Origin of the sequence: Leeuwenhoekiella sp. MAR_2009_132 (assembly GCF_000687915.1) — a bacterium.
GTDB lineage: Bacteria > Bacteroidota > Bacteroidia > Flavobacteriales > Flavobacteriaceae > Leeuwenhoekiella.
This window is the reverse complement of the sequence record NZ_JHZY01000002.1, coordinates 699546-721156: the sequence shown is the minus strand read 5'-3', so window position 1 is coordinate 721156 and position 21611 is coordinate 699546. Positions and strand designations below refer to the sequence as shown.

Here is a 21611-nt window from a genome sequence, read left to right as displayed (position 1 = left end):
GGTCAAATTTCCTATTTTGCAAGATAAACCCTATAAGACAACCTATGGAACCTAAACGTCTCTTTGACTTCCCATACTACCAGCTTGAGAAGTATAAACTAGAAAAAGCTCTAGTAACTAAATACAATGGGGAGTGGGTAGCTACAACTACACAATCCTATATAGATCAGGCAAATGCGATAAGCCGTGGTCTTTTAAAACTAGGCGTAAAACCTAACGATAAAATTGCCGTAATCTCTTCTTCAAACCGTACTGAATGGAATATTATGGACATTGGTATCCTGCAATTAGGTGCTCAAAATGTACCGGTATATCCTACTATTTCAGAAGAAGAGTATGAGTATGTACTCAATCACAGTGAATCGAGCTATTGTTTTGTTTCAGATAAAGAAGTTTTAGATAAACTTAATGCCATAAAAGATAATGTTCCCTCTTTAAAGGGTATTTATTGTTTTGATACCATTGAGGGATGTCCAAACTGGGAAGAAGTTAAGGAGGCAGATACCCAATTGCAACCGGAGGTAGAAAAATTGAAAGAAGCTGTTAGTGAAGATGATCTTGCTACTTTAATATATACTTCAGGAACCACGGGTAAGCCAAAAGGGGTTATGTTGAGTCATAAAAACGTTGCTTCAAATGCGCTAAACAGTGCAAGCCGCTTCCCTATAATTCCTGGTAAAAGTCAGGCATTGAGCTTTCTTCCGGTATGTCATATTTATGAGCGTATGCTAATGTACCTTTACCAGTATAGCGGTGTAAGTATCTATTTTGCAGAAAGCTTAGAAACAATAAGTGAAAACTTAAAAGAGGTTAAGCCAGAAGTAATGACTGCTGTACCACGCCTTTTAGAAAAGGTATATGATAAAATTATTGCAAAGGGAGCCGATTTAACAGGCGTAAAGAAAAAGCTATTTTTCTGGGCTGTAGAACTTGGTCTAGAATATGAACCTTACGGTCAAAACGGCTGGTGGTATGAGCAGAAGCTTGCCCTTGCCCGTAAATTAATTTTTAGCAAATGGCAGGAAGCATTAGGTGGAAACTTAAAAGTAATTGCTTCAGGTAGTGCTGCTTTACAACCTAGACTGGCGCGTGTATTTAATGCGGCAGACATTGCAGTTATGGAAGGTTACGGTCTAACCGAAACTTCTCCGGTAATTTCTGTAAACGATATGCGTAATGAAGGATTTAAAATAGGAACCGTAGGGAAACCTATTCCGCAGACTGAAGTGAAAATCGCCGAGGATGGTGAGATTCTAATCAAAGGTCCGCAGGTAATGATAGGCTATTATAAAGACACTGAGAAAACAGATGAAGTTTTGATAAACGGTTATTTTCATACCGGTGATATAGGAGAAATTGACACACAGGGTTTCTTGAAAATTACAGATCGTAAAAAAGAAATGTTTAAAACAAGCGGCGGTAAATATGTAGCACCACAACTTATAGAAAATGCAATGAAGCAATCTCGCTTTATCGAGCATATTATGGTTGTAGGTGAAGGCGAGAAAATGCCTGCTGCATTTATACAGCCTAACTTTGAATTTGTGACCGAATGGGCTAAAAAGAAAGGTATTGATATAGGTACTACTAGAAAGGACCTGGCTACAAATCCTGAAGTAATTAAACGTATTCAAGAAGATGTAGACTTATATAACGAGAAGTTTGGTAAATGGGAACGTATTAAGAAAATTGAACTTACTCCAGATGAATGGAGCATAGACTCAGGCCACCTTACTCCTACGATGAAACTTAAAAGACGTATTGTGAAACAAATGTATATTGAGCAATACAACAAAATTTACGAACATAATTAATTGAAAAACTCCTTAGAAATAAGGAGTTTTTTTATGAATATACCGCTCTCCTAACATATGAAATGTTAATCTCGTAAAATTTATTACATTTATTATGCACGCATAGTATTATTTTTTTAACTTTACGCAAACGTATGAGTAAAAAAGATATCACAATAGATCACGCGCTGAGAGCAACTTGGCAGGCTATTACAAAAATGTATAACGAGCAGGCTGCTCAGTTAGATAGTACGATGGCTACAGGATTTGCTTTATTAAGTATAGATCCTGAAGAAGGTACGCCTTCTACAGCATTGGGACCTAAAATGGGGATGGAAGCTACAAGCCTTTCAAGAACGTTAAAGTCTATGGAAGAGCGCGGTTTAATCGTACGCAAACCCAATCCTGCTGATGGTCGTGGAGTTCTTATTTTCTTAACCGAATTTGGTAAAGAAAATAGAGATTTTAGTAAAAATAGAGTCCTTCGGTTTAATGATGCTGTTAGAAATAATATAGACAGTCAAAAAATCGAACATTTTTTTGAAGTCATTCACGTCATCAATGATTTGATACAGAATAAAAAAATTTATAACACATCTGAAACTACTATAAAACAATGAGTAAAAGACGTATAAACAAAGTTGCAGTTATAGGCTCTGGTATTATGGGAAGCGGTATCGCTTGTCATTTTGCTAATATAGGAGTCGAAGTACTACTGCTCGATATAGTTCCCAGAGAACTTACCGATAAAGAACAAGCAAAAGGACTTACTTTAGAAGATAAAGTAGTTCGTAATAGATTAGTAAACGATCACCTTACTAATTCTTTAAAATCAAAACCCTCTCCTATTTACCATCCAGATTTTGCTAAACGCATTACCACCGGTAATATGGAAGATGATATTGCAAAGGTAAAGCACGTAGATTGGATTATTGAAGTGGTAATCGAACGCCTTGATATCAAGAAACAGGTTTTCGAAAATTTAGATAAACACCGAACTCCGGGAACCTTGATTACTTCAAACACATCAGGTATTCCTATACAATTTATGAGTGAAGGTCGTAGTGAAGATTTTCAGAAGCATTTTTGCGGAACGCATTTTTTCAACCCGGCTCGTTACTTAGATCTCTTTGAAATAATTCCGGGACCTAAAACAGATCCTGAAGTTCTTGAATTTTTAAATGCCTACGGCGAAAAATTCTTAGGTAAAACTTCGGTAGTTGCAAAAGATACTCCGGCGTTTATTGGAAACCGCGTGGGTACATTCAGTATTATGAGCTTATTTCATACGGTTGAAGAATTAGGAATGACCGTTGAAGAAGTTGATAAATTAACCGGTCCTGTAATAGGTCGCCCTAAATCAGCTACATTCCGTACAGTAGATGTCGTAGGTCTTGACACTTTAGTTCACGTTGCTAACGGTATACGTGAGAATGTAAAAGACGATGAGCGTAAAGAACTTTTTACGTTGCCTAACTACATCGACTTAATGCACGATAAAAAATGGCTGGGTAGCAAAACCGGACAAGGGTTTTATAAAAAGATAAGAAATGAAGATGGTTCTAGTGAGATTCAAACGCTAGATTTAGGTACGATGGAATATCGTGCAAACAAACGCGCTTCATTTACCACGTTAGAACTTACAAAATCTATTGACAATGTTATAGATCGTTTTCCTGTTTTAATTAAAGGAAAAGATAAAGCAGGTGAATTTTTCCGTAAGAATTTTGCAGGATTATTTGCCTATGTACAAAATCGTATTCCGGAAATCACAGACGAACTTTATAAAATAGATGATGCAATGCGCGCCGGATACGGCTGGGAACACGGCCCCTTTCAAATTTGGGATGCTGTAGGTGTTGAGAAAGGAATTGAGCTGATGAAAGCAGAAGGTTATGAAGTAGCTGCCTGGGTTTCAGAACTGGTTTCTTCCGGCAAAAATTCATTCTATTCTGTTAAAGAAGGAAGTACTTTTTACTACGACATTCCGAAGAAAGAATACATCAAAAAACCAGGTCAGGACGGCTTTATCATTTTAGATAACATTCGTGAATCAAAACAAGTCTTTAAAAACAGTGGTGTTGTTGTTGAAGATCTTGGTGATGGTATTTTAAATCTGGAATTCCGTTCAAAAATGAACTCTATTGGAGGCGATGTACTTGCCGGTTTAAATAGAGCGATTGATATGGCCGAAAAAGACTTCGCAGGATTAGTAGTTTCCAATCAGGGTAAAAACTTTTCAGTAGGTGCAAACATTGGAATGATTTTTATGATGGCTGCAGAACAAGAATATGATGAACTTAACGCAGCTGTAAAATATTTTCAAGATAGTTGTATGCGCTTGCGTTACTCTTCTATTCCTACTGTAGTTGCACCACACGCAATGACTTTAGGTGGCGGTTGTGAAATGACTTTACACGCAGATCGTGTAGTAGCAGCTGCAGAGAGCTATATAGGGTTAGTAGAATTTGGCGTTGGGGTGATTCCCGGCGGTGGTGGTTCTAAAGAAATGGCATTAAGAGCTTCAGAAACATTTCATAAAGATGATGTAGAACTTAATAGACTACGTGAGTATTTCCTAGCTATAGGTATGGCTAAGGTTTCTACTTCTGCATATGAGGCGTATGATCTAGGCATTCTTAAACACGGTAAAGATATTGTCGTGGTTAACAAAAATCGCCAGATCGCAGCGGCTAAAGAGGTTGCTAAATTTATGGCAGATCAGGGATACACAAAACCGATACCACGCACAGATATTAAAGTACTGGGTAAACAAGCTCTGGGTGCTTTTTACGTAGGAACAGACCAGATGAATGCCGGTAAATATATAAGTGACCACGATAAGAAAATCGCAAACAAGCTTGCTTATGTAATGGCAGGTGGCGATTTATCTGAAGCTTCTTATGTAAGTGAGCAATACCTGTTAGACCTCGAGCGTGAAGCATTTTTAAGTCTTTGTGGAGAACGCAAAACTTTAGAGCGTTTACAGCATATGATCCAAAAAGGGAAACCGCTAAGAAATTAGACTAGAGACATTAGATATAAGACCATAGACTAAAATAAAACCTATGCACAATTTTCAAGAACTCAAGATTTGGCAGAAATCGATGGATATCGCTGAAAGCACCTATTTAATTTCTGCTTACTTTCCAAAGGAAGAGAAGTTTGGTTTAACAAGTCAAATTAGAAGAAGTGCCGTGAGTATACCTTCCAATATTGCAGAAGGAGCTGGGAGAAATACAAATGGTGAGTTTAAAAATTTTTTAGGAATTGCAAGCGGCTCTTCTAATGAGCTATATACACAGCTTGTTTTGTCGCAACGCTTAGGCCTTATATCTGAAAATGAACAACTTTTAAATATCCTACAACAATTAGAAGAGGTTCAAAAAATGAATTATACGCTAATAAAGAAATTTTCACAATAGACTAAAGATCTCAAATCTCATGTCTAGAATCTAAAATCTAAACAATGAAAACAGCATATATAGTAAAAGCATACAGAACAGCTGTGGGGAAAGCTCCCCGCGGATTGTTCCGTTTTAAAAGACCAGATGAACTTGCAGCAGAAACCATCGAGTATATGATGAATGAGCTACCTAATTTCGACAAGACACGTATTGACGATGTTATGGTAGGTAATGCAATGCCCGAGGCCGAACAAGGTCTTAACGTAGCACGTTTAATCTCTTTAATGGGTTTAAAGGTTGAAGACGTTCCTGGTGTGACCGTTAACCGTTATTGCGCATCTGGGGTTGAGACAATCGCTATGGCATCAGCAAAAATACAGGCGGGTATGGCAAGTTGTATTATCGCCGGTGGTGCAGAAAGTATGAGCTACATACCTATGGGTGGTTACAAACCGGTACCAGATTATAAAGTAGCAAAAGCGGGAAATGAAGATTATTACTGGGGAATGGGATTAACTGCAGAAGCAGTTGCAAATCAGTTTAATGTTTCTCGTGAAGATCAGGATGAGTTTGCCTTTAATTCTCACCAGAAAGCTTTAAAAGCACAGGCTGAAGGACGATTTGACGATCAGATTGTACCTATTGATGTAGAGCATACCTTCGTAAATGCTTCAGGCAAAAAAGAAACTAAAACCTATACGGTAAAAAAAGATGAAGGTCCGCGTGCAGATACTAAACTAGAGATTCTTGCAAAATTACGTCCTGTTTTCGCCGAAGGCGGAAGCGTAACCGCAGGTAACTCTTCTCAAATGAGTGATGGTGCAGCTTTTGTACTGGTTATGAGCGAAGAGATGGTTAAAGAATTAAATCTAGAACCTATTGCTCGTATGGTAAACTTTGCAGCCGTAGGTGTTGAGCCTCGTATTATGGGAATAGGTCCTGTAAAAGCTATTCCTAAAGCTTTAAAACAAGCAGGCCTAACTCAAAATGATATCAGCCTTATGGAACTTAATGAAGCTTTCGCTTCGCAATCCCTTGCAGTTATTAGAGAACTGGGTTTAAATCCAGATATCGTTAATGTAAATGGTGGTGCCATTGCACTGGGTCACCCACTAGGATGTACCGGTGCTAAACTTTCAGTTCAATTATTTGATGAAATGCGCAAACGCGATATGAAAGGTAAATACGGCGTTGTTACCATGTGCGTAGGTACCGGCCAGGGAGCAGCAGGGGTTTATGAGTTTCTCAACTAGACTATAGATATTTAGAAGAAAGAGAAAAGACTAAAGAGTTTTATAATGATGAGAAAAAGACATAATTATAAAAATTTGAAAATTTGGTCTTTAGGTTTAGAAATAGCTTGTGATATTTCAGATTTAGTTGAAAAGTTTCCAAAGCATGAAAGATTTGACCTAACCTCACAAATAAGCCGATGTGCAACTTCAATCCCAAGTAATATTTCTGAAGGATCATCCAGAACGGATAAAGCTTTTAGCACGTTTATAGATTATGCGCTTGGATCATCTTTTGAATTGGGAACCCAGTTACTTATAGCTCGACATAAAAATTACATCAACGATAAAACATTAAACGAATTAGAAACTAAAATACAGGAATGGCAAAAAATGACGATGGGTTTTCAAAATGGTTTATAGCCACTAATCCATTCTCTTTTTTCTCTTTTCTTTATTCTTAAAAATAAAAAAATGGCAGAAACAGCAGACAAAAAAGAAATTTTACGCGGTGGTCAGTTCTTAGTAAAAGAAACCGCGTGTGAAGATGTATTTACTCCCGAAGATTTTTCTGAGGAGCAAAAAATGATGAAAGAAACGGTTATCGAGTTTGTAGACCGTGAGATTGTTCCTCATAAAGAACGTTTTGAGCACAAAGATTATGCACTTACTGAAGAGGTAATGCGTAAAGCCGGTGAACTTGGTCTTTTAGGTATAGCTGTTCCTGAAGAATATGATGGTCTTGGGATGGGCTTTGTTTCTACAATGCTTGTTTGCGATTACATTTCTGGAGCAACCGGTTCTATCGCTACCGCTTTTGGTGCACATACCGGTATTGGTACAATGCCTATCACACTTTACGGTACCGAAGAACAAAAGAAACAATACGTTCCTAAATTAGCTACCGGCGAATGGTTTGGCGCATATTGCCTTACAGAACCGGGTGCAGGCTCTGATGCTAATAGTGGTAAGACTAAAGCAGAACTTTCTGCAGATGGAAAATCATACAAGATTAACGGTCAGAAAATGTGGATTTCAAACGCAGGTTTCTGTAATGTATTCATTGTTTTCGCTCGTATTGAAGACGATAAAAATATTACCGGGTTTATCGTAGAAAATGATCCTTCAAATGGTATTTCTCTAGGTGAGGAAGAAAAGAAATTGGGTATTCACTCCTCTTCTACCCGTCAGGTATTTTTTAACGATACTGTTGTTCCTGTAGAAAATATGCTTGCAGGTCGTGGCGAAGGTTTTAAAATCGCAATGAATGCCCTTAACGTAGGTCGTATAAAGCTTGCTGCAGCTTGTCTTGATGCACAACGTCGCGTGATTGATATGGGTGTAAAATATGCAAATGAGCGCGTTCAGTTTAATACTCCTATTGCAAAATTTGGTGCTATTAAATCTAAACTGGCTGAGATGGCTACTAATGCCTATGCGTGTGAAAGCGCCTCCTATCGTGCTGCAAAAAATATTGAAGATCGCATAGCCATGCGTACTGAAGCAGGCGCAAGCCATTCTGAAGCCGAACTTAAAGGTGTTGAAGAATACGCGATAGAATGTTCTATTCTTAAAGTAGCTGCTTCAGAAGATATGCAAAGCTGCGCAGATGAAGGGATACAGATTTATGGGGGTATGGGCTTTAGCGCAGATGCTCCTATGGAAGCTGCCTGGAGAGATGCACGTATCTCACGTATTTACGAAGGTACTAATGAGATTAACCGTATGCTCGCGGTAGGAATGCTTGTTAAAAAAGCTATGAAAGGTCATGTAGATCTTCTAAATCCGGCAATGGCTGTTGGTGAAGAGCTTACAGGAATTCCTTCTTTTGACACCCCAGATTATTCTGAAGTGCTATCAGAAGAAAAAGCTATGGTTGCAAAACTTAAGAAAGTATTCTTAATGGTCGCAGGTAGTGCAATTCAAAAATATGGACCCGATTTAGAATCTCATCAGCAGTTGTTAATGGCTGCTTCAGATATTTTAATTGAGGTTTATATGGCAGAAAGCACCATTTTACGTACCGAAAAGAATGTAAAACGTTTTGGCGAAGACACTCAAAAAGAACAAATCGCTATGGCTCAATTGTACCTGTATCACGCAGTTGACACCATTAATTTAAAAGCAAAAGAAGGTATCGTTTCTTTTGCAGAAGGTGATGAGCAACGCATGATGCTTATGGGTCTTAAGCGCTTTACAAAATATCAAAATCAGCCTAACGTCGTTGCATTGCGTAACCTGATTGCTGAAAAAGTAACTTCAGAAAATACATATCCGTTTTAGTCTTTCACTCCTAAATTTTAAGATTAAAAAAATTAAACCTGTAACACGAGTTACAGGTTTTTTTGTTTTTAAACGTTGGGCGTGCCCTTTGGGCCGGGCTTTTCGTTACAATCTTTAATCGCTTTAATGCTCTTAAAGGATTTACACTACAATCCCTCACGCGGTTTTAAATTCTATATTTTTAAATTCCAGGTTTTGCATTTTTAATTTTATCAAAACGGCTCAATCCTTGCATTTGTCTTTGCACAAACATCTGTATCTTTAAAACTTTATTGAACCACTATGCTAAAATTATCTTTATTAGGACTTCTGGGTTTTCTGTGCTTTGCAACATATGCTCAATCAGATCCTGAAGTTTACCTGTTTAATATCAAAACAACTCCTACTACTTTTGAAGTCACCGGTGGTGAGAATATATCTAAAAATAAAGGATACGATAGTCAACCTTCTTTTTATGATGATACTACCTTAATCTACAGCCATACTGCAGACAGCCTGACGGCAATAGGTATTTATGAAATCAGCACACAGAAAACTTCTGTTTTAACTGACGAACCCAACAGCGGATTCTTCTCACCGCAACGCCTTCCAGAAACCGATCGCGTCGTGGCGGTGCGTCAAGATTCAGAAGGTAAACAACGACTTGCTGTATATGATTTTAAAACCAAAGCTTTTCAAAAGCTGCTAGACAGCAGTCAGGTAGGTTATTTTTCGTTTTACGATAAAGACACCTTTATAGCCTCTGTTTTAGTTCCTAATAAAATGGATTTATTCTTTAAAAATTCAAATAAAGACAGTCTTCAAAAAATTATAGGCAATGCCGGGAGATCGCTTCATAAAGTCCCTAACAGCCATTCTATGAGTTACACCGTTGAAAATGATGATCAGAATATGGATTTATATATACTTGATCTTTCAGGCGAAGAACCTACGAGTTATTTTGTTTGTGAGTTGCCTATAGGCAGACAGGATTATGCGTGGCTAGATGAAAACCGAATCATTTTAGGCAGCGGTGACAGTCTTTTTATTTATGACCTTTTTGGTGAACCTGCCTGGAAATTTGCTGCCAGTTTAAACAGCTATAAGCTTACAGGTATAACTCGAATTTCTATTAGCCCCGATGGTAAACACCTCGCTCTAGCAGCAGAACCTGTCAATTAATTTAAGTTGTATTTGTGCCACATAATTCCCGAATAATTCTATTTATTGTTCTCGCTCAATTTCTGGGAACCTCATTGTGGTTTGTGGGGAATATTGTTGTACCTCAATTGCCGTTTTCTCAATTGAACGAGACAAACAGCATTGGTGATATTCTAGCCGCTGTACAATTTGGGTTTATAAGCGGCACTTTAGTATTTGCCATACTTGCTTTTGCAGACCGCTACTCCCCTTCAAAGGTTTTTATGCTATGTTCATTTTTGGGAGCACTTACTAATCTTACCTTAATCATTCCTGAGGTTTCTTTGAATACGATTTTAGCATCCCGCTTCACAACGGGTTTTTTCTTAGCCGGTATTTATCCTGTAGGAATGAAAATAGCTTCAGATTATTTTGAAAAAGGCCTGGGTAAAGCATTGGGATATCTAGTGGGAGCACTTGTCTTAGGAACCGCTTTACCACATTTTTTAAATAGTTTAGGAGTTTCTATAAATTACAAAACTATTACTATGCTTACCAGTGGCCTAGCATTGTTAGGAGGTTTACTCATAGGCATTGGCGTTCCTGATGGCCCTTTTAGAAAAGTACAACAACGCCTGAATTTAAATGCAATTCCGCAACTTTTTAAAGGAGCGGCTTTTCGGTCGGCTGCTTTTGGTTACTGGGGTCATATGTGGGAATTGTACGCCTTTTGGGGCTTTATACCACTCTTTATTGCCTATTACGCAAACACCCAAAATTTGCTGATTAATGTTCCGCTAATTGCTTTTTCAACTTTGGCTATTGGTGCTATAGCGTGTGCATTAGGAGGACATATAAGTGCAAAAAGAGGGAGTGAGCGCGTCGCTCGGTTTTCTCTCATCGCATCAGGATTATGCTGTTTGCTCTCGCCCTTTAGTATATATCTTCCGTTTTGGCTTTTTATATCGTTTCTATTATTCTGGGGAGCGATGGTGATTGCAGACAGTCCGCAGTTTTCGACATTAGTTGCTAGCAATGCAATTGCAGCGTATCGCGGTACAGCTCTCACGTTAGTAAATTGTGTAGGTTTTGCAATAACCATTATCAGTATTCAATTGGTAGGTTATTTTGCAGTTCAATTTGATATGCAGTATCTTTTTTTGGTATTAGCTGTAGGTCCTATATTTGGCATTTTTAGTTTATTGAGAACAAGGAGCCACAAGAATAAATCCAAATAAAAGTCGCTGTTTCTGTAGTAGATTCTGAGATTGTAGATATTACGTTAGTTTATGAAATATTTTTTAGTTTTCGTTATACTCACAGTGACATTCAGTTCTTGCGAAAAAGATAAAACCCCTCCTCCACTTTTTGAAAAGTCTCAAGAAACTTTTCAGGCGGTATCCCGATCAGAAATCTCACCCTACATTGACGGAAAACCAACTGATCCTGCCTGGAAAAAGATTGCCTGGATTCCACTTGATAATACTTGGCAGGGTGATAACATAACATATGCTGCGCAATACAAACTTACGTGGACGCCTGATGCTCTTTTTATTTTGCTCGCTATTGAAAATGAACAACTCAAACGTACATTTAATAATCCGCTGAGTACGTTTAAAGATCAGAACCGTGTCATAGTCTATCTTGACGAAAATAATAGCGGCGGCGATCACGCCGCTAATCATAGTGCATTTGCGTATCAGATACTTTCTGATGGTTTTATAATTGATTATAATGCAGAAAATAAACCCACTATTTACAACAATCATATAGACAGCGAACTTTCAAAAACTGACTCTAAATTGTATTGGGAAATTAAGGTTACTGTTTTTAAAGAAAGTTATTGTGACAATCAGCCTAATGAGGCCGTTAAACTTTCCGTAGATAAAAAATTAGGTTTTGCCCTCGCTTATGTTAGTGTTGACTCTCTAGAAAAGACAAAAACAACAAATACGATCATAGGTTCTATGCCTATTCCTGAAGATTATGAAAATAGAATAGCCACCGATTCAGGACTTTTTGGTACAATTTTATTAAGCAATTAATTTTCTTTCAACCTATATTAAAGAGACGAATCAGGTTTGTCTGTACCGCTTAAAATAAGAAAGTCTTAACGTAAGTCAACCTCCTGTAGCGCTTAGCAACTGTATCTTTGCAGTCAATTTTTAATTTAAAATCATGCATTCAAATACATTCAAAATAAGCTTGTTATTGAGCCTGCTTTTCCTGATATATTCACCTGTTTTGAGTCAGAAAAAAGTCGTTTCTTTTAAAGGTGCTCAAGTAACCGGAATTACCATTTCTGAAACCGGAAGATTATTTGCCAATTTTCCCAGATGGAGAAAAGATATTCCTTACTCTGTAGTTGAAGTGATGGATGACGGCAGCATAAAACCCTACCCTAATAGTGCCTGGAATATCTGGTCTTTAGATCAAAAACCGCAGGATAATCAATTTATAAGTGTGCAGGCTATGTGGGCCGATGCAGATAAACTGTATGTTATAGAAACAGCAAACCCGCAGTTTAAAGGGATCATAACCACTCCTAAAGTTCAGGTTTTTGATTTAAAAACAAATTCTCATTTAAAAACCTACACGCTTACTGACGGCAGTTTTACAAATAACACCTACATTAATGATATGCGCATAGATCATAAACGCGATCTAATTTTTCTTACAGATTCAGGCGCAGGTGGCATCATAACTATAGATTTAAAAACCGGTATTTCTAAAGGATATTTAACCGACTCTAAAACGACAAAAGCTGAAGTAGAAACTTTGACGTTTGATAACGGAATCTGGAAGGGTACGGTAAACTCTGATGGTATAGCGCTGAATGAAGAACAAGACATTTTATATTTTCACGCACTTTCAGGATACACTTTATACGAAATAAATATTGAAGATCTTCTCAACAATGACACCTCAAACATTAAGAGTTATACAACAGGAGCTCCAGATGGTATGCTTCTAGATGCGCACAACAGACTTTTTCTCGCAAATCTGGAGGAAAATAAAATTGAATATTTATCACCAGACCGCAATAAAACAAAAACCTTAGCACAAGGAAAAAAAGTAAATTGGGCAGATACCTTCAGTATTTATGATGGCTATTTTTACTATACAAATTCTAGAATTAACGAAGCTACAGGTGATATTAGTGATATGGAATTTGAGATTTATAAAATCAAATTACCTAAGTTTAAAAACGACTAATTTTTTCGCTTTTGCAAAAACCGATACAATACTATGGAAAATAAAATAGCACTCAACAATAACCTAAGCCTATCAAGAATCATACACGGTTATTGGCGTTTAAGAGATTGGAATCTTAGTGACCAGGAACTTTTAACACGCATTGAGCAGGTTCTAGAATTGGGTATAACCTCTTTTGATCACGCAGATATTTACGGAAATTATACCTGCGAAGAATTCTTTGGGCGAGCGCTCGCATTAAAACCTGAGTTGAGATCTAAAATGCAGCTTATAAGCAAGTGCGGCATTCGTTTGAATACAGATTTTAATCCGCAACTAGATGTAAAAATTTACGATTATAGTGCGGCTTATATCATTCAGCAAGCTGAGGCATCCTTAAAAAACTTAGGTACAGACCGTCTAGATTTATTGTTATTACACAGACCGGCTCCGTTTTTTAACCCGGAAGAAGTTGCCAAAGCATTTGATGAATTAAAGCAAAGCGGGAAGGTGCTTAATTTTGGGGTTTCAAATTTCTCTCCTATGCAATTTGATAGTTTACAAGCGTATTTAGATATGCCACTGGCGACCAATCAGGTTGAAATTTCGGTAGGATGTCTAGAGCATTTTGATAATGAAAATATCGAGTTTTTTCAAAAGCATAAAATCAAGCCCATGGCGTGGTCTCCACTAGCCGGTGGTGGTTTATTTAAACCTGAAACCGAACAGGAACACCGCTTACATTCCGTTTTAAAAGGAATTGCATCAGAATTAAATGTAGAGACGATAGATCAGGTGATGTACGCCTGGTTATTGAAGCATCCTGTGGGCATAATGCCTATTGTTGGCTCTCAACACATCAACCGTATTAAAAGTGCCGTAGATGCCCTTAAAATAGAATTAAGCCTCGAGCAGTGGTATAAAATTTATATCGCTTCTAAGGGAGAAGACTTACCTTAAATTTTAAAATGTCGGTTGCTATTAAAGTTAAATTACAACCGACATTTTTTTATTCTAAAAACTAATTTTCTAAAACGGTATATTCATAACGGGAATATCCTATTTTTCCTGAAGGTGACAGCGCTTCTATGAGTATGGTTTTTGTTCCCGGAAGGTCATTAGTATAAAATGAAAAATGCGTGGTACCTGCGTCATCTACTATAACATCGGGATTCCAATAAAGTGTAGTTTCTAGTTGATTTGTTGCTGTAGAATTCTCCCTATCTTGATATTTCGGAACATAGAATTCTTTTGAAGTAGCATAGACCGGTATGGTTGTTTTTAATATTCCTTTAGATTTATACGCTGTAAAAATTCCGTTACCGCTATAAGTATAAATCGCTAAAATACTTCCCCAGGCAGGCACTGTATTAAAGTCTGAAAACGGATTTGCTTCTCTAAACAAATCCTGATAATTTGAGGAAGTCTCTTTAATTATTTCAACACTCTTAATATCTGCCGTTGACAAATTTTGCAGTAATTGATATTCATAATTACGCACAGTAATCCCATCTACCAGAATTAAGGTCTCATCTCCCGCCTGTATACGCGGTTTTAAGTACGTCCCGGTACTGTCTGTTACCGGTAAAAAGGTAATCTCATTGCCAAAAGCGGCCCGAAGTACACTAAACAACCCAAACGACCAACTTTCTTGCTTATCGCGTATTTTATCTCCGTCAAAAATAACATCTGGTTTACCGTATAAATCCTGAACCTTTTTGCGTTGTGGAGTCATCTCATAAGTATCTAAAACAACCTCATCTAACTGGTTTATGCTAGAATCAAAATCAAAAAATGAATCTGTAGGATTTTTAGCTATTTTATCTGAAAATTCCGAATTCGAGGCTAACGTATTATTCACCTTATCCTGTGTTTTAAAATCGACCTGAGGTCTTTCAAATTTGTTTAGATTAAGGGTATAATCTCGTTGTCTACCGGCATCATTTTTAGTCTGAAGCACGGCGCGTAAACGATTTCCCGTAAATGGTGGAAGCGGAAAATAAAATCTTCCCAAACTATCTGTTTGTTGTTCATAAAAACTTTGCTGCTCCCCAAAAACCATAAGACTAACCTCGACATTTTCTTTCTTTTTATTTTCGGCAAGCAATGCGGCAACATCCCCTTTTACATACAAACCCAGTTCCGGCTCAAAATCAAAATTATCATTTAATTCTGAAATAAATTTATAGTTTCGGTAGCCTTGTGTTAGCATAAGAGCATCCAGGTCTCGTTGTCTGTGTGTATTAGTTTTATCAAAATAAGAAGTCGCATTCTCTATAGTTCCTCTCAACTCAGAACTCAGCAGCATATAGGTTTGAATAGATTTACCCATTTGTGCTGAAGAAAATACAGAGTCTACAACAACTGCAGAAACCGTAGGAAGTGCCGTTTCTTTAGAAAAATTAGAAATATTTAATTTGGCGGTTACTTCTTCTCCTGAGCGATAACTCAACTTATCTGTGCTGATATTAAGGTCTAAAAATTGCGTTTCTAAATCATTATAATAAAGACGTTCTGCAAGTGGTTTATCATTAACATCAAATAATGTAAAGACAATAATACCGGCAGGCAAACTACTTTTATCAACCGGTAGGGTAAGTTTTCCCGCATTCAGTTTTTGATATATTTTACCGTTAGAAATCCCGCGACTTGCAACCTGTATTGCAATAGAATCATTTATAAATTCTGTAGAAGTAATTGAGAGCAGTAATTTATCGCGAAGGAGCTTTACATTTAATAAAGTTCCCTGGTCAGAAACTTCGGGTAAATCAAAGAATGTCGTGGTTTTAGATTCATATAAAGCATCAGTCTTTGTAAGTCTGGCCTGATATTTTGTAGCTTTCTTCGGAACCAAAAAAAGTTGCCCCATTCCCAGACTATTACTTCTAAATTTACCTATAACAACTCCACTCCCATCAACAACTTCACCTTCGACCAAAACGCCCTTACCGGTATGATCTAGTGCCTTAAAACCAACCAAATTGGTAACACCTGCAACAAAATTTCCGCCTTCAGGAAAAAATTGTAAATCAATATCTGGCTTTGCTAAATTATAAAATTCAGTATGCCGCGCGCCATTAGGTGTTTCTACCGCTAACTCGCTCCATTGAGCATCTTGAGGAATATCCTTTTTAAATATAAAATCTCCAGCTTCATTTTTTGCTACAGGGTATGTTTTAGTATTCCCGGCTACCTCAAAATGTACGTCAATAGTAGCTCCAGCAGTAGAATCTATAAACTCAGGTTTAATTAAAACTTCAAGCTGATTTCCGGCAACGGCTGTACCTGTATTTAGAATTTTAAAAACCTCTGTAGTTTGTGAGGCTTTATCTTCTAAAATTTGAATATGAGTTTCAAAAGTAAATTCATCTCCAAAATTACGATTCCACTCTGTATACCCTCTGAGTTGATAAGCACCTGCTAAATAGTAATAAGCTAATTCAAAAGAATTTGAACCCATTCCCTGCTCTAACGGAATCTGCTTACTATCTATTATTTTATCATTGGCATCTATGAGTTCTACGTGCAACGTCTTACTTAATGGAGATGGCTGATGATCTTTTGCCTGAGTTACAATCGCCTTAAACCATAAGGTTTCTCCTTTTTGATAGACGCTTTTATCGAGTTGCAAATACACCTTTTCTGCAAAGGCCTCCTGTGCGATTTGTTCCTGAGCACGACTAAAAGTTGTAAAAAATAGAAAAGTGCAAAGCACTAGTCTTAAAAAGGATTTTACAGAAAGTGATCGGTTTAAATTCATATTAATATAGGATTACAGATTTTAAAATTTGTATAATTATTCTGTAGGGGCTATAATAACTAACACATTACTCCTTTTTAAAATAAATGTGTGGCTTCTTATACATATGACCTTTTGTATATAAAATTGGTAAATAATCTAAATTAAACTGCGTATAAGTTTGGAATGTATCAGGAAATTTATCAAAATTCACCTTAGGCTTTACAGCCAAATTAACAAACTCTTTTTTCCTCTTGACGTGCAGAACAGCAACTGTATCTAAATTCCGTAATTTAGTAGTTAACTGCATAAATTTTGAATTCTTTATTTCCTCAAAAGATTGTACTGTTGAATCATTATCCGTTTTATTGATATAATACATCATTTCTTTTTGTTCTTGAAAAAAATCGTCCCTTAAACTTTTAGGAAAAACTACTTCATCGACTCCGATAATAGTATCACCCAATTTTAATCCTTCTTTTTGTACTTGATTTGAAAGGCCCTTTACGATTACCAAACTATCCTTTAATCCTACATAAACACCTGAACCATTTAAAGCTTCGTTAGCTTCAATATGATACGCTACCGTTTTGTGACCTTCTCCCAAAAAATATAATTTACGATTGGGATAATCAAATATCACTTTCTCAAATCGAGATAAAAAACCCAATCCCACACCAGCGTGTTCTCTATAATTGACGTATTTAACTAGTTCATCTCCATAAATCCTATCGCCTAACTTAAGTGGTAAAATTGTTTCATAAGATGAGTCTTCTACCACAGGCTTCGACTCATTGTATATGTTCAGGGGATCTCTATAATATTTCCATTTAATCATATCAACTTTACGATCCTCACCCAGATAACGGTTGTTCATCCTTATTGCCGCTGTTGGGTCACCTGTATCAATTATTAGTGGTACGGTGTTGCCTCCTATTTGAGAATTCACATGAACAATATTATTTCTCAGCGTAAAAGGTAAACCTTCTCCTAATTGTAGCTTTAGATTTTTTATGTCATTAGTGACGTATATTTTACCATTTATAAAATCAATCACCCAACAGAGTTCCCGTAGTATATTGTTTCCTAAAATTCCACTTATAGTTAGACTAGTTTGCTTAAAATCATTGAAATTTAAAAAAGAAACGTTTCCCACATGTACTTTCTCTGGAAATACCCATTTATCAGTCCGCTTCTCTCCATAATAATCCATAAATATAGAGGTATGATTACTAATTGATTCCATTGCAATTTCATCATCAAAAATTGTGGTGTGTGCGCCTGTATCAAATATAAAATCATAAACTGTACTATCTATCTTTAAGGGCACAGCGATGTGAGCTTGATTAGAATAATTAAAGTGGATCGTATCAACAACTCCTGCTTCAAAAATTATTTCTTTTTTGATATCCTCACTACAGGAAATAAATAATACAGAAGTAAAAAGAAGCATAAAACCTAAAAACAGTTTCTGATATAATAATAATAAGTTGTTTTTAGGTTTCATAATTTCAGTATTAAGTAGCTCTAATGCTCAGTCGACATTAAAATTTAATGGTTTGTGTCTTTCCAGTAGTAAATGTTACTTCTGCTTTATCGTTTATAACCTCTAAGGTAAGGGGCATCAATTCCTCATCACTAAACGATTCTCCAGATTTTTTCCAAAGCATTAATGTGGCAAACACTTTATTTGTAGCCTTTGGTGAAAAATCAGCAGTCACATTGATAACTTTGCTAATATCTCCTACAGGATGTAAACCTTCAGATTCTTTTATTTCGATGTTACTCCAGCCGCTTAAGGGTACAAGTGCCAATACATACTCGCCATTATCAATAAGTGTCGCTTCGGTGTTACCCACTTTAATTTTAGATTCTGTAATTGTCTTACCTTCTAGTTTAGGTAAAGCGTAATGTCCTAAACGCATTTTTACAGGCACCGTACTCAACTGTTTATCTACGCGTAAAATTCCGTTAGGTAGTGGCATTTCTGCGAGCTGCATTTTAACCTGATCGTTTGTTTCTAAAACTGCATCTCTGTAATACACGCCATTTTCATAATTTTTAAAGGTATACAACCTCCACGGCTCCCATTCTTTATTTGCATTTAAAAACACATAGTTCATAGAGATGGTACCATCTTCACCATCTGCTTGCCACGGAAACGCCGAGTTATACGATAGCTTATTGTAATTTTCGCTAGAGCGAAATCCTTGCCAATCGTCTGCTTTTTTCTCGTGACACCAGGCTCTAACCTCAGCAGCACCGATATTTGCATAATCTGTAATTAAAATATTTGATGCAGCTTGAAATTTATTATAAACCTTATTTTTTTCAAAAGTTGATTCCCACGGACCTTCGTTTTCGGTAGCTGTCCAAAACGGATTATCCTCTGGCAATAGCAATCCTAGAAAGGCTTTACCCATCCAAAACACGCTTCCGCGTGTACTGTAGTTTTGCACTGCAGGTTCAAAATGATCATAAAACCCCAACGTAGGAATTCTATCTTTTAAAAATTCGGGGTTTTCTAAAAACTGAAGTAATGTGCTGGATGAGATGTGACGCAACCAGCCAAAATTAATCGTATCGTCATTTAATGTTCCCGAAAAGGGAAACGGACTAATTGAAGCAATACGGTAACTGATGCTTCTTCCCCACATAATCATCTCACCATCTTCTGCAAACATATAGGGGTAGTGATATACCAGATCCTGAAAATTAGTTTTAAACCCTTTTGCAAATTCCGGGTAATGCGTATCACCATAAACCGTTGCCCACATAGGACCGTATACCTGAAATGCCCACATACTGTAATAATCATAAGCGGGATTGTCATTATACCAACCCTGACCCCGGTAGTCGTCTAATGATTTTTGTAAATATTCTTCAAGCAAAGGTTTATTAATTTCATAGCCTTGAGACTCGAAAAAGCTTAATACAAATATGTTGAAGAATTTCCAGTTAGAATCTACTGTAGGACCATCTCCATAACTCAACATAGAAGCTGCAAGACCATCTTTTACCTCCTGACTTAATGGTTCCCATAAAGTTTCGGGTGATATAAATAATGAAATCGCCAATGCTCCATATTCGACTAAGTTCTGACTAGGACCGCCATTGCCTCTCGGCTTTATAAAAGCAGGATCATTAGGGTCTATTAACTTAGGAATTTGGTGCTGGTAATATTCTGCTACTTTTATTCCGTTTAAGGTAAGATTGGGTTCTTTTTTAAGCAGTGGTGCTGCTACAAACAGCGTACGTACCAAACCTTCTAATTTCTCGGTAGGAACCCGATCTACACTATGTGGATAACTCTTACCCGGAAGTTTAGGAAACTTCATAGGATCGTCTAAATTATCAATGTAGCTAAAGGCACCTTCAAGAATATAACGTGCCGCATCTTCCCAGTGTTTTCTAGTCATCCCCGTTAACGGACTCGTTATAAAATCTGGATTCTCGACCTTAAAAAGTGGCATTTCGCCATCTACTTGTTTCGCCGGTTTTATTTCTTGAGCGAATGCAATGCCGGTAAGCAACAACAGACAAAGTACATTTAATATTCTCATAATTTTTTATATAAATGTAATAAACACATTTGCAAAATTTCGCATAGTTTCCCCCATATTTGAAGAAACTATACCATTTATAACCTATTGTTTTTCTACAAAACGATACATTTCTGAAGCAGCTAGTAAATATGCTCCCACTCCAAAATCTGCAGTAGATTTTACATCAACTACTTGCCCGGGAATTGCTTTTTCGCCGATAGGCTGTACATATCCTACACTGCCATCATCCTGTAATGCTACTTCACTTAAGTACGCCCAGCTTTTTTCAATAACCGGCACATACGTATCTGTATCTAGAATACCATTATTAATTCCCCATAAATACCCGTAAGTAAAAAATGCTGTACCACTGGTTTCTGGTCCTGGAGCGTGCGCAGGATCAAGAATACTACGCGTCCAGTAGCCTTCGGGTTGTTGTGCATTTTTTAATGCAGCTGCCATCGTTTTAAAACGCAATACATACTCATTACGATATTTTGCATCTTCCGGTAAATCCTGAATAACTTTTGCCAGGCCAGCAAATACCCAACCGTCACCACGAGCCCAGAAATCTTTCTTTCCATTAGCACTTTTGTGTTTTGGATATACATATTTTGCATCTCGGAAATACAACCCTGCTTCTTCATCAAACATAATACGGTCTGCATATGCCAGATATTCATGCAACTTTTCTAAGTATAGTTCATTGCCTGTAACCTTATATAACTTGGTCATAACCGGCATAACCATATACAAACCATCTGCCCACCACCAGTAATCATTAGCTTCGGTAGACATCTGGTATTCCATCACTTCACGGGCGCGTGCTATTTTTGAATCATCTGTAGAACCTTCAATCGTATATAAATCTATATAGGTTTGAAACGCAATTTGCCAGTCACCAAATAACACATAATCATCGCTTTCGCCATAAGAATACTTCCAGTTTGATTTATCATCAGATTTGGCGCCTTTCCATTCATTTTTCTCTGCCCAGGCCGTAGAATAATCTAAAAAATCCTGATTCTTAGTAACCTTATAGGCTTCTATATTTCCGGTGTGATATGCAGCAGGATGCCAAAAAGCTCTCGCGTGTTCTAGATGTGTCTCCTGCCAGTGCGTATTTACCTTATTTATAATCGCAACGACTTCATTTTTATCTTGTGGCAAAGCCGAAATTTCAACGGTTCCTACTACTGCATCTGTACTTTTATCTGTGGTACTCTTGCAGCTTACTACAAGTAGGCCCAAGGTTATTCCCAATGCCATCTGGCTTGTATACTTTATTAATTTCATTA

The 21611-nt window shown here is 37.1% G+C and carries 16 protein-coding genes; 12 read left to right on the top strand and 4 right to left on the bottom strand.

The window, feature by feature from the left end:
- The first annotated feature begins 44 nt into the window (after window positions 1-44).
- The 12 genes from P164_RS03040 (at window position 45) to P164_RS02985 (ending at window position 13989) form a co-directional block, all read left to right on the top strand.
- The gene (locus P164_RS03040) at window positions 45-1814 is read left to right on the top strand and encodes an AMP-dependent synthetase/ligase (RefSeq protein ID WP_028375002.1); all 1770 of its coding nucleotides are present in this window, start codon (window positions 45-47) and stop codon (window positions 1812-1814) included.
- Window positions 1815-1948: 134 nt separating this feature from the next.
- Complete coding sequence (locus tag P164_RS03035; protein WP_028375001.1) at window positions 1949-2413, top strand: MarR family winged helix-turn-helix transcriptional regulator; 465 nt, start codon at window positions 1949-1951, stop codon at window positions 2411-2413.
- The gene (locus P164_RS03030; protein ID WP_028375000.1) at window positions 2410-4818 is read left to right on the top strand and encodes a 3-hydroxyacyl-CoA dehydrogenase/enoyl-CoA hydratase family protein; all 2409 of its coding nucleotides are present in this window, start codon (window positions 2410-2412) and stop codon (window positions 4816-4818) included. Before P164_RS03035 ends, P164_RS03030 begins: the two co-directional genes overlap by 4 nt.
- 43 nt (window positions 4819-4861) lie before the next feature.
- Window positions 4862-5218: a four helix bundle protein gene (locus P164_RS03025; protein WP_028374999.1), complete on the top strand. Its 357-nt coding sequence runs from the start codon at window positions 4862-4864 to the stop codon at window positions 5216-5218.
- A 44-nt stretch (window positions 5219-5262) separates the two neighbouring features.
- On the top strand, window positions 5263-6453 hold the full coding sequence (locus tag P164_RS03020; protein ID WP_028374998.1) for an acetyl-CoA C-acyltransferase: 1191 nt from the start codon (window positions 5263-5265) through the stop codon (window positions 6451-6453).
- A 48-nt stretch (window positions 6454-6501) separates the two neighbouring features.
- A complete protein-coding gene (locus tag P164_RS03015) occupies window positions 6502-6855 on the top strand; it encodes a four helix bundle protein (RefSeq protein WP_028374997.1) in 354 nt (117 codons plus the stop codon).
- A 51-nt stretch (window positions 6856-6906) separates the two neighbouring features.
- Window positions 6907-8715, top strand: a complete 1809-nt coding sequence (locus P164_RS03010; RefSeq protein ID WP_028374996.1) for an acyl-CoA dehydrogenase family protein — start codon at window positions 6907-6909, stop codon at window positions 8713-8715.
- 282 nt (window positions 8716-8997) lie between these two features.
- Entirely contained in the window at window positions 8998-9876 is an 879-nt protein-coding gene (locus tag P164_RS03005) for a TolB family protein (RefSeq protein ID WP_028374995.1), read from the top strand.
- A gap of 14 nt (window positions 9877-9890) precedes the next feature.
- Window positions 9891-11072, top strand: coding sequence for an MFS transporter (locus P164_RS03000; protein WP_028374994.1), 1182 nt, complete (start codon window positions 9891-9893; stop codon window positions 11070-11072).
- Between the two features lie 51 nt (window positions 11073-11123).
- Window positions 11124-11879 (top strand): sugar-binding protein, encoded by a 756-nt coding sequence (locus P164_RS02995; protein ID WP_028374993.1) that lies wholly within the window; start codon window positions 11124-11126, stop codon window positions 11877-11879.
- A gap of 199 nt (window positions 11880-12078) precedes the next feature.
- Entirely contained in the window at window positions 12079-13050 is a 972-nt protein-coding gene (locus tag P164_RS02990; RefSeq protein WP_159106001.1) for an L-dopachrome tautomerase-related protein, read from the top strand.
- Window positions 13051-13083: 33 nt separating this feature from the next.
- Complete coding sequence (locus P164_RS02985; RefSeq protein WP_028374992.1) at window positions 13084-13989, top strand: aldo/keto reductase family oxidoreductase; 906 nt, start codon at window positions 13084-13086, stop codon at window positions 13987-13989.
- A gap of 61 nt (window positions 13990-14050) precedes the next feature.
- On the opposite strand, the gene P164_RS02980 is transcribed toward P164_RS02985, so the two are convergent.
- The 4 genes from P164_RS02980 to P164_RS02965 form a co-directional block, all read right to left on the bottom strand.
- Window positions 14051-16789, bottom strand: a complete 2739-nt coding sequence (locus P164_RS02980; RefSeq protein WP_028374991.1) for a hypothetical protein — start codon at window positions 16787-16789, stop codon at window positions 14051-14053.
- A 67-nt stretch (window positions 16790-16856) separates the two neighbouring features.
- Entirely contained in the window at window positions 16857-18275 is a 1419-nt protein-coding gene (locus tag P164_RS02975) for a hypothetical protein (RefSeq protein ID WP_028374990.1), read from the bottom strand.
- A 37-nt stretch (window positions 18276-18312) separates the two neighbouring features.
- Window positions 18313-20331, bottom strand: a complete 2019-nt coding sequence (locus tag P164_RS02970) for a DUF2264 domain-containing protein (RefSeq protein WP_028374989.1) — start codon at window positions 20329-20331, stop codon at window positions 18313-18315.
- An 84-nt stretch (window positions 20332-20415) separates the two neighbouring features.
- Entirely contained in the window at window positions 20416-21609 is a 1194-nt protein-coding gene (locus tag P164_RS02965) for a glycoside hydrolase family 88 protein (RefSeq protein WP_035899316.1), read from the bottom strand.
- Between the last annotated feature and the right edge of the window lie 2 nt (window positions 21610-21611).

What these genes read in the sequence shown, in the direction of transcription:
- P164_RS03010 (WP_028374996.1), top strand. Translation starts at nt 6,907, where the DNA reads ATGGCAGAAACAGCAGACAAAAAAGAAATTTTACGCGGTGGTCAGTTC.
- P164_RS03025 (WP_028374999.1), top strand. Translation starts at nt 4,862, where the DNA reads ATGCACAATTTTCAAGAACTCAAGATTTGGCAGAAATCGATGGATATC.
- P164_RS02995 (WP_028374993.1), top strand. Translation starts at nt 11,124, where the DNA reads ATGAAATATTTTTTAGTTTTCGTTATACTCACAGTGACATTCAGTTCT.
- P164_RS02985 (WP_028374992.1), top strand. Translation starts at nt 13,084, where the DNA reads ATGGAAAATAAAATAGCACTCAACAATAACCTAAGCCTATCAAGAATC.
- P164_RS02970 (WP_028374989.1), bottom strand. Translation starts at nt 20,331, where the DNA reads ATGAGAATATTAAATGTACTTTGTCTGTTGTTGCTTACCGGCATTGCA.
- P164_RS03005 (WP_028374995.1), top strand. Translation starts at nt 8,998, where the DNA reads ATGCTAAAATTATCTTTATTAGGACTTCTGGGTTTTCTGTGCTTTGCA.
- P164_RS02980 (WP_028374991.1), bottom strand. Translation starts at nt 16,789, where the DNA reads ATGAATTTAAACCGATCACTTTCTGTAAAATCCTTTTTAAGACTAGTG.
- P164_RS02965 (WP_035899316.1), bottom strand. Translation starts at nt 21,609, where the DNA reads ATGAAATTAATAAAGTATACAAGCCAGATGGCATTGGGAATAACCTTG.
- P164_RS03030 (WP_028375000.1), top strand. Translation starts at nt 2,410, where the DNA reads ATGAGTAAAAGACGTATAAACAAAGTTGCAGTTATAGGCTCTGGTATT.
- P164_RS03015 (WP_028374997.1), top strand. Translation starts at nt 6,502, where the DNA reads ATGAGAAAAAGACATAATTATAAAAATTTGAAAATTTGGTCTTTAGGT.
- P164_RS03040 (WP_028375002.1), top strand. Translation starts at nt 45, where the DNA reads ATGGAACCTAAACGTCTCTTTGACTTCCCATACTACCAGCTTGAGAAG.
- P164_RS03020 (WP_028374998.1), top strand. Translation starts at nt 5,263, where the DNA reads ATGAAAACAGCATATATAGTAAAAGCATACAGAACAGCTGTGGGGAAA.
- P164_RS02975 (WP_028374990.1), bottom strand. Translation starts at nt 18,275, where the DNA reads ATGAAACCTAAAAACAACTTATTATTATTATATCAGAAACTGTTTTTA.
- P164_RS03035 (WP_028375001.1), top strand. Translation starts at nt 1,949, where the DNA reads ATGAGTAAAAAAGATATCACAATAGATCACGCGCTGAGAGCAACTTGG.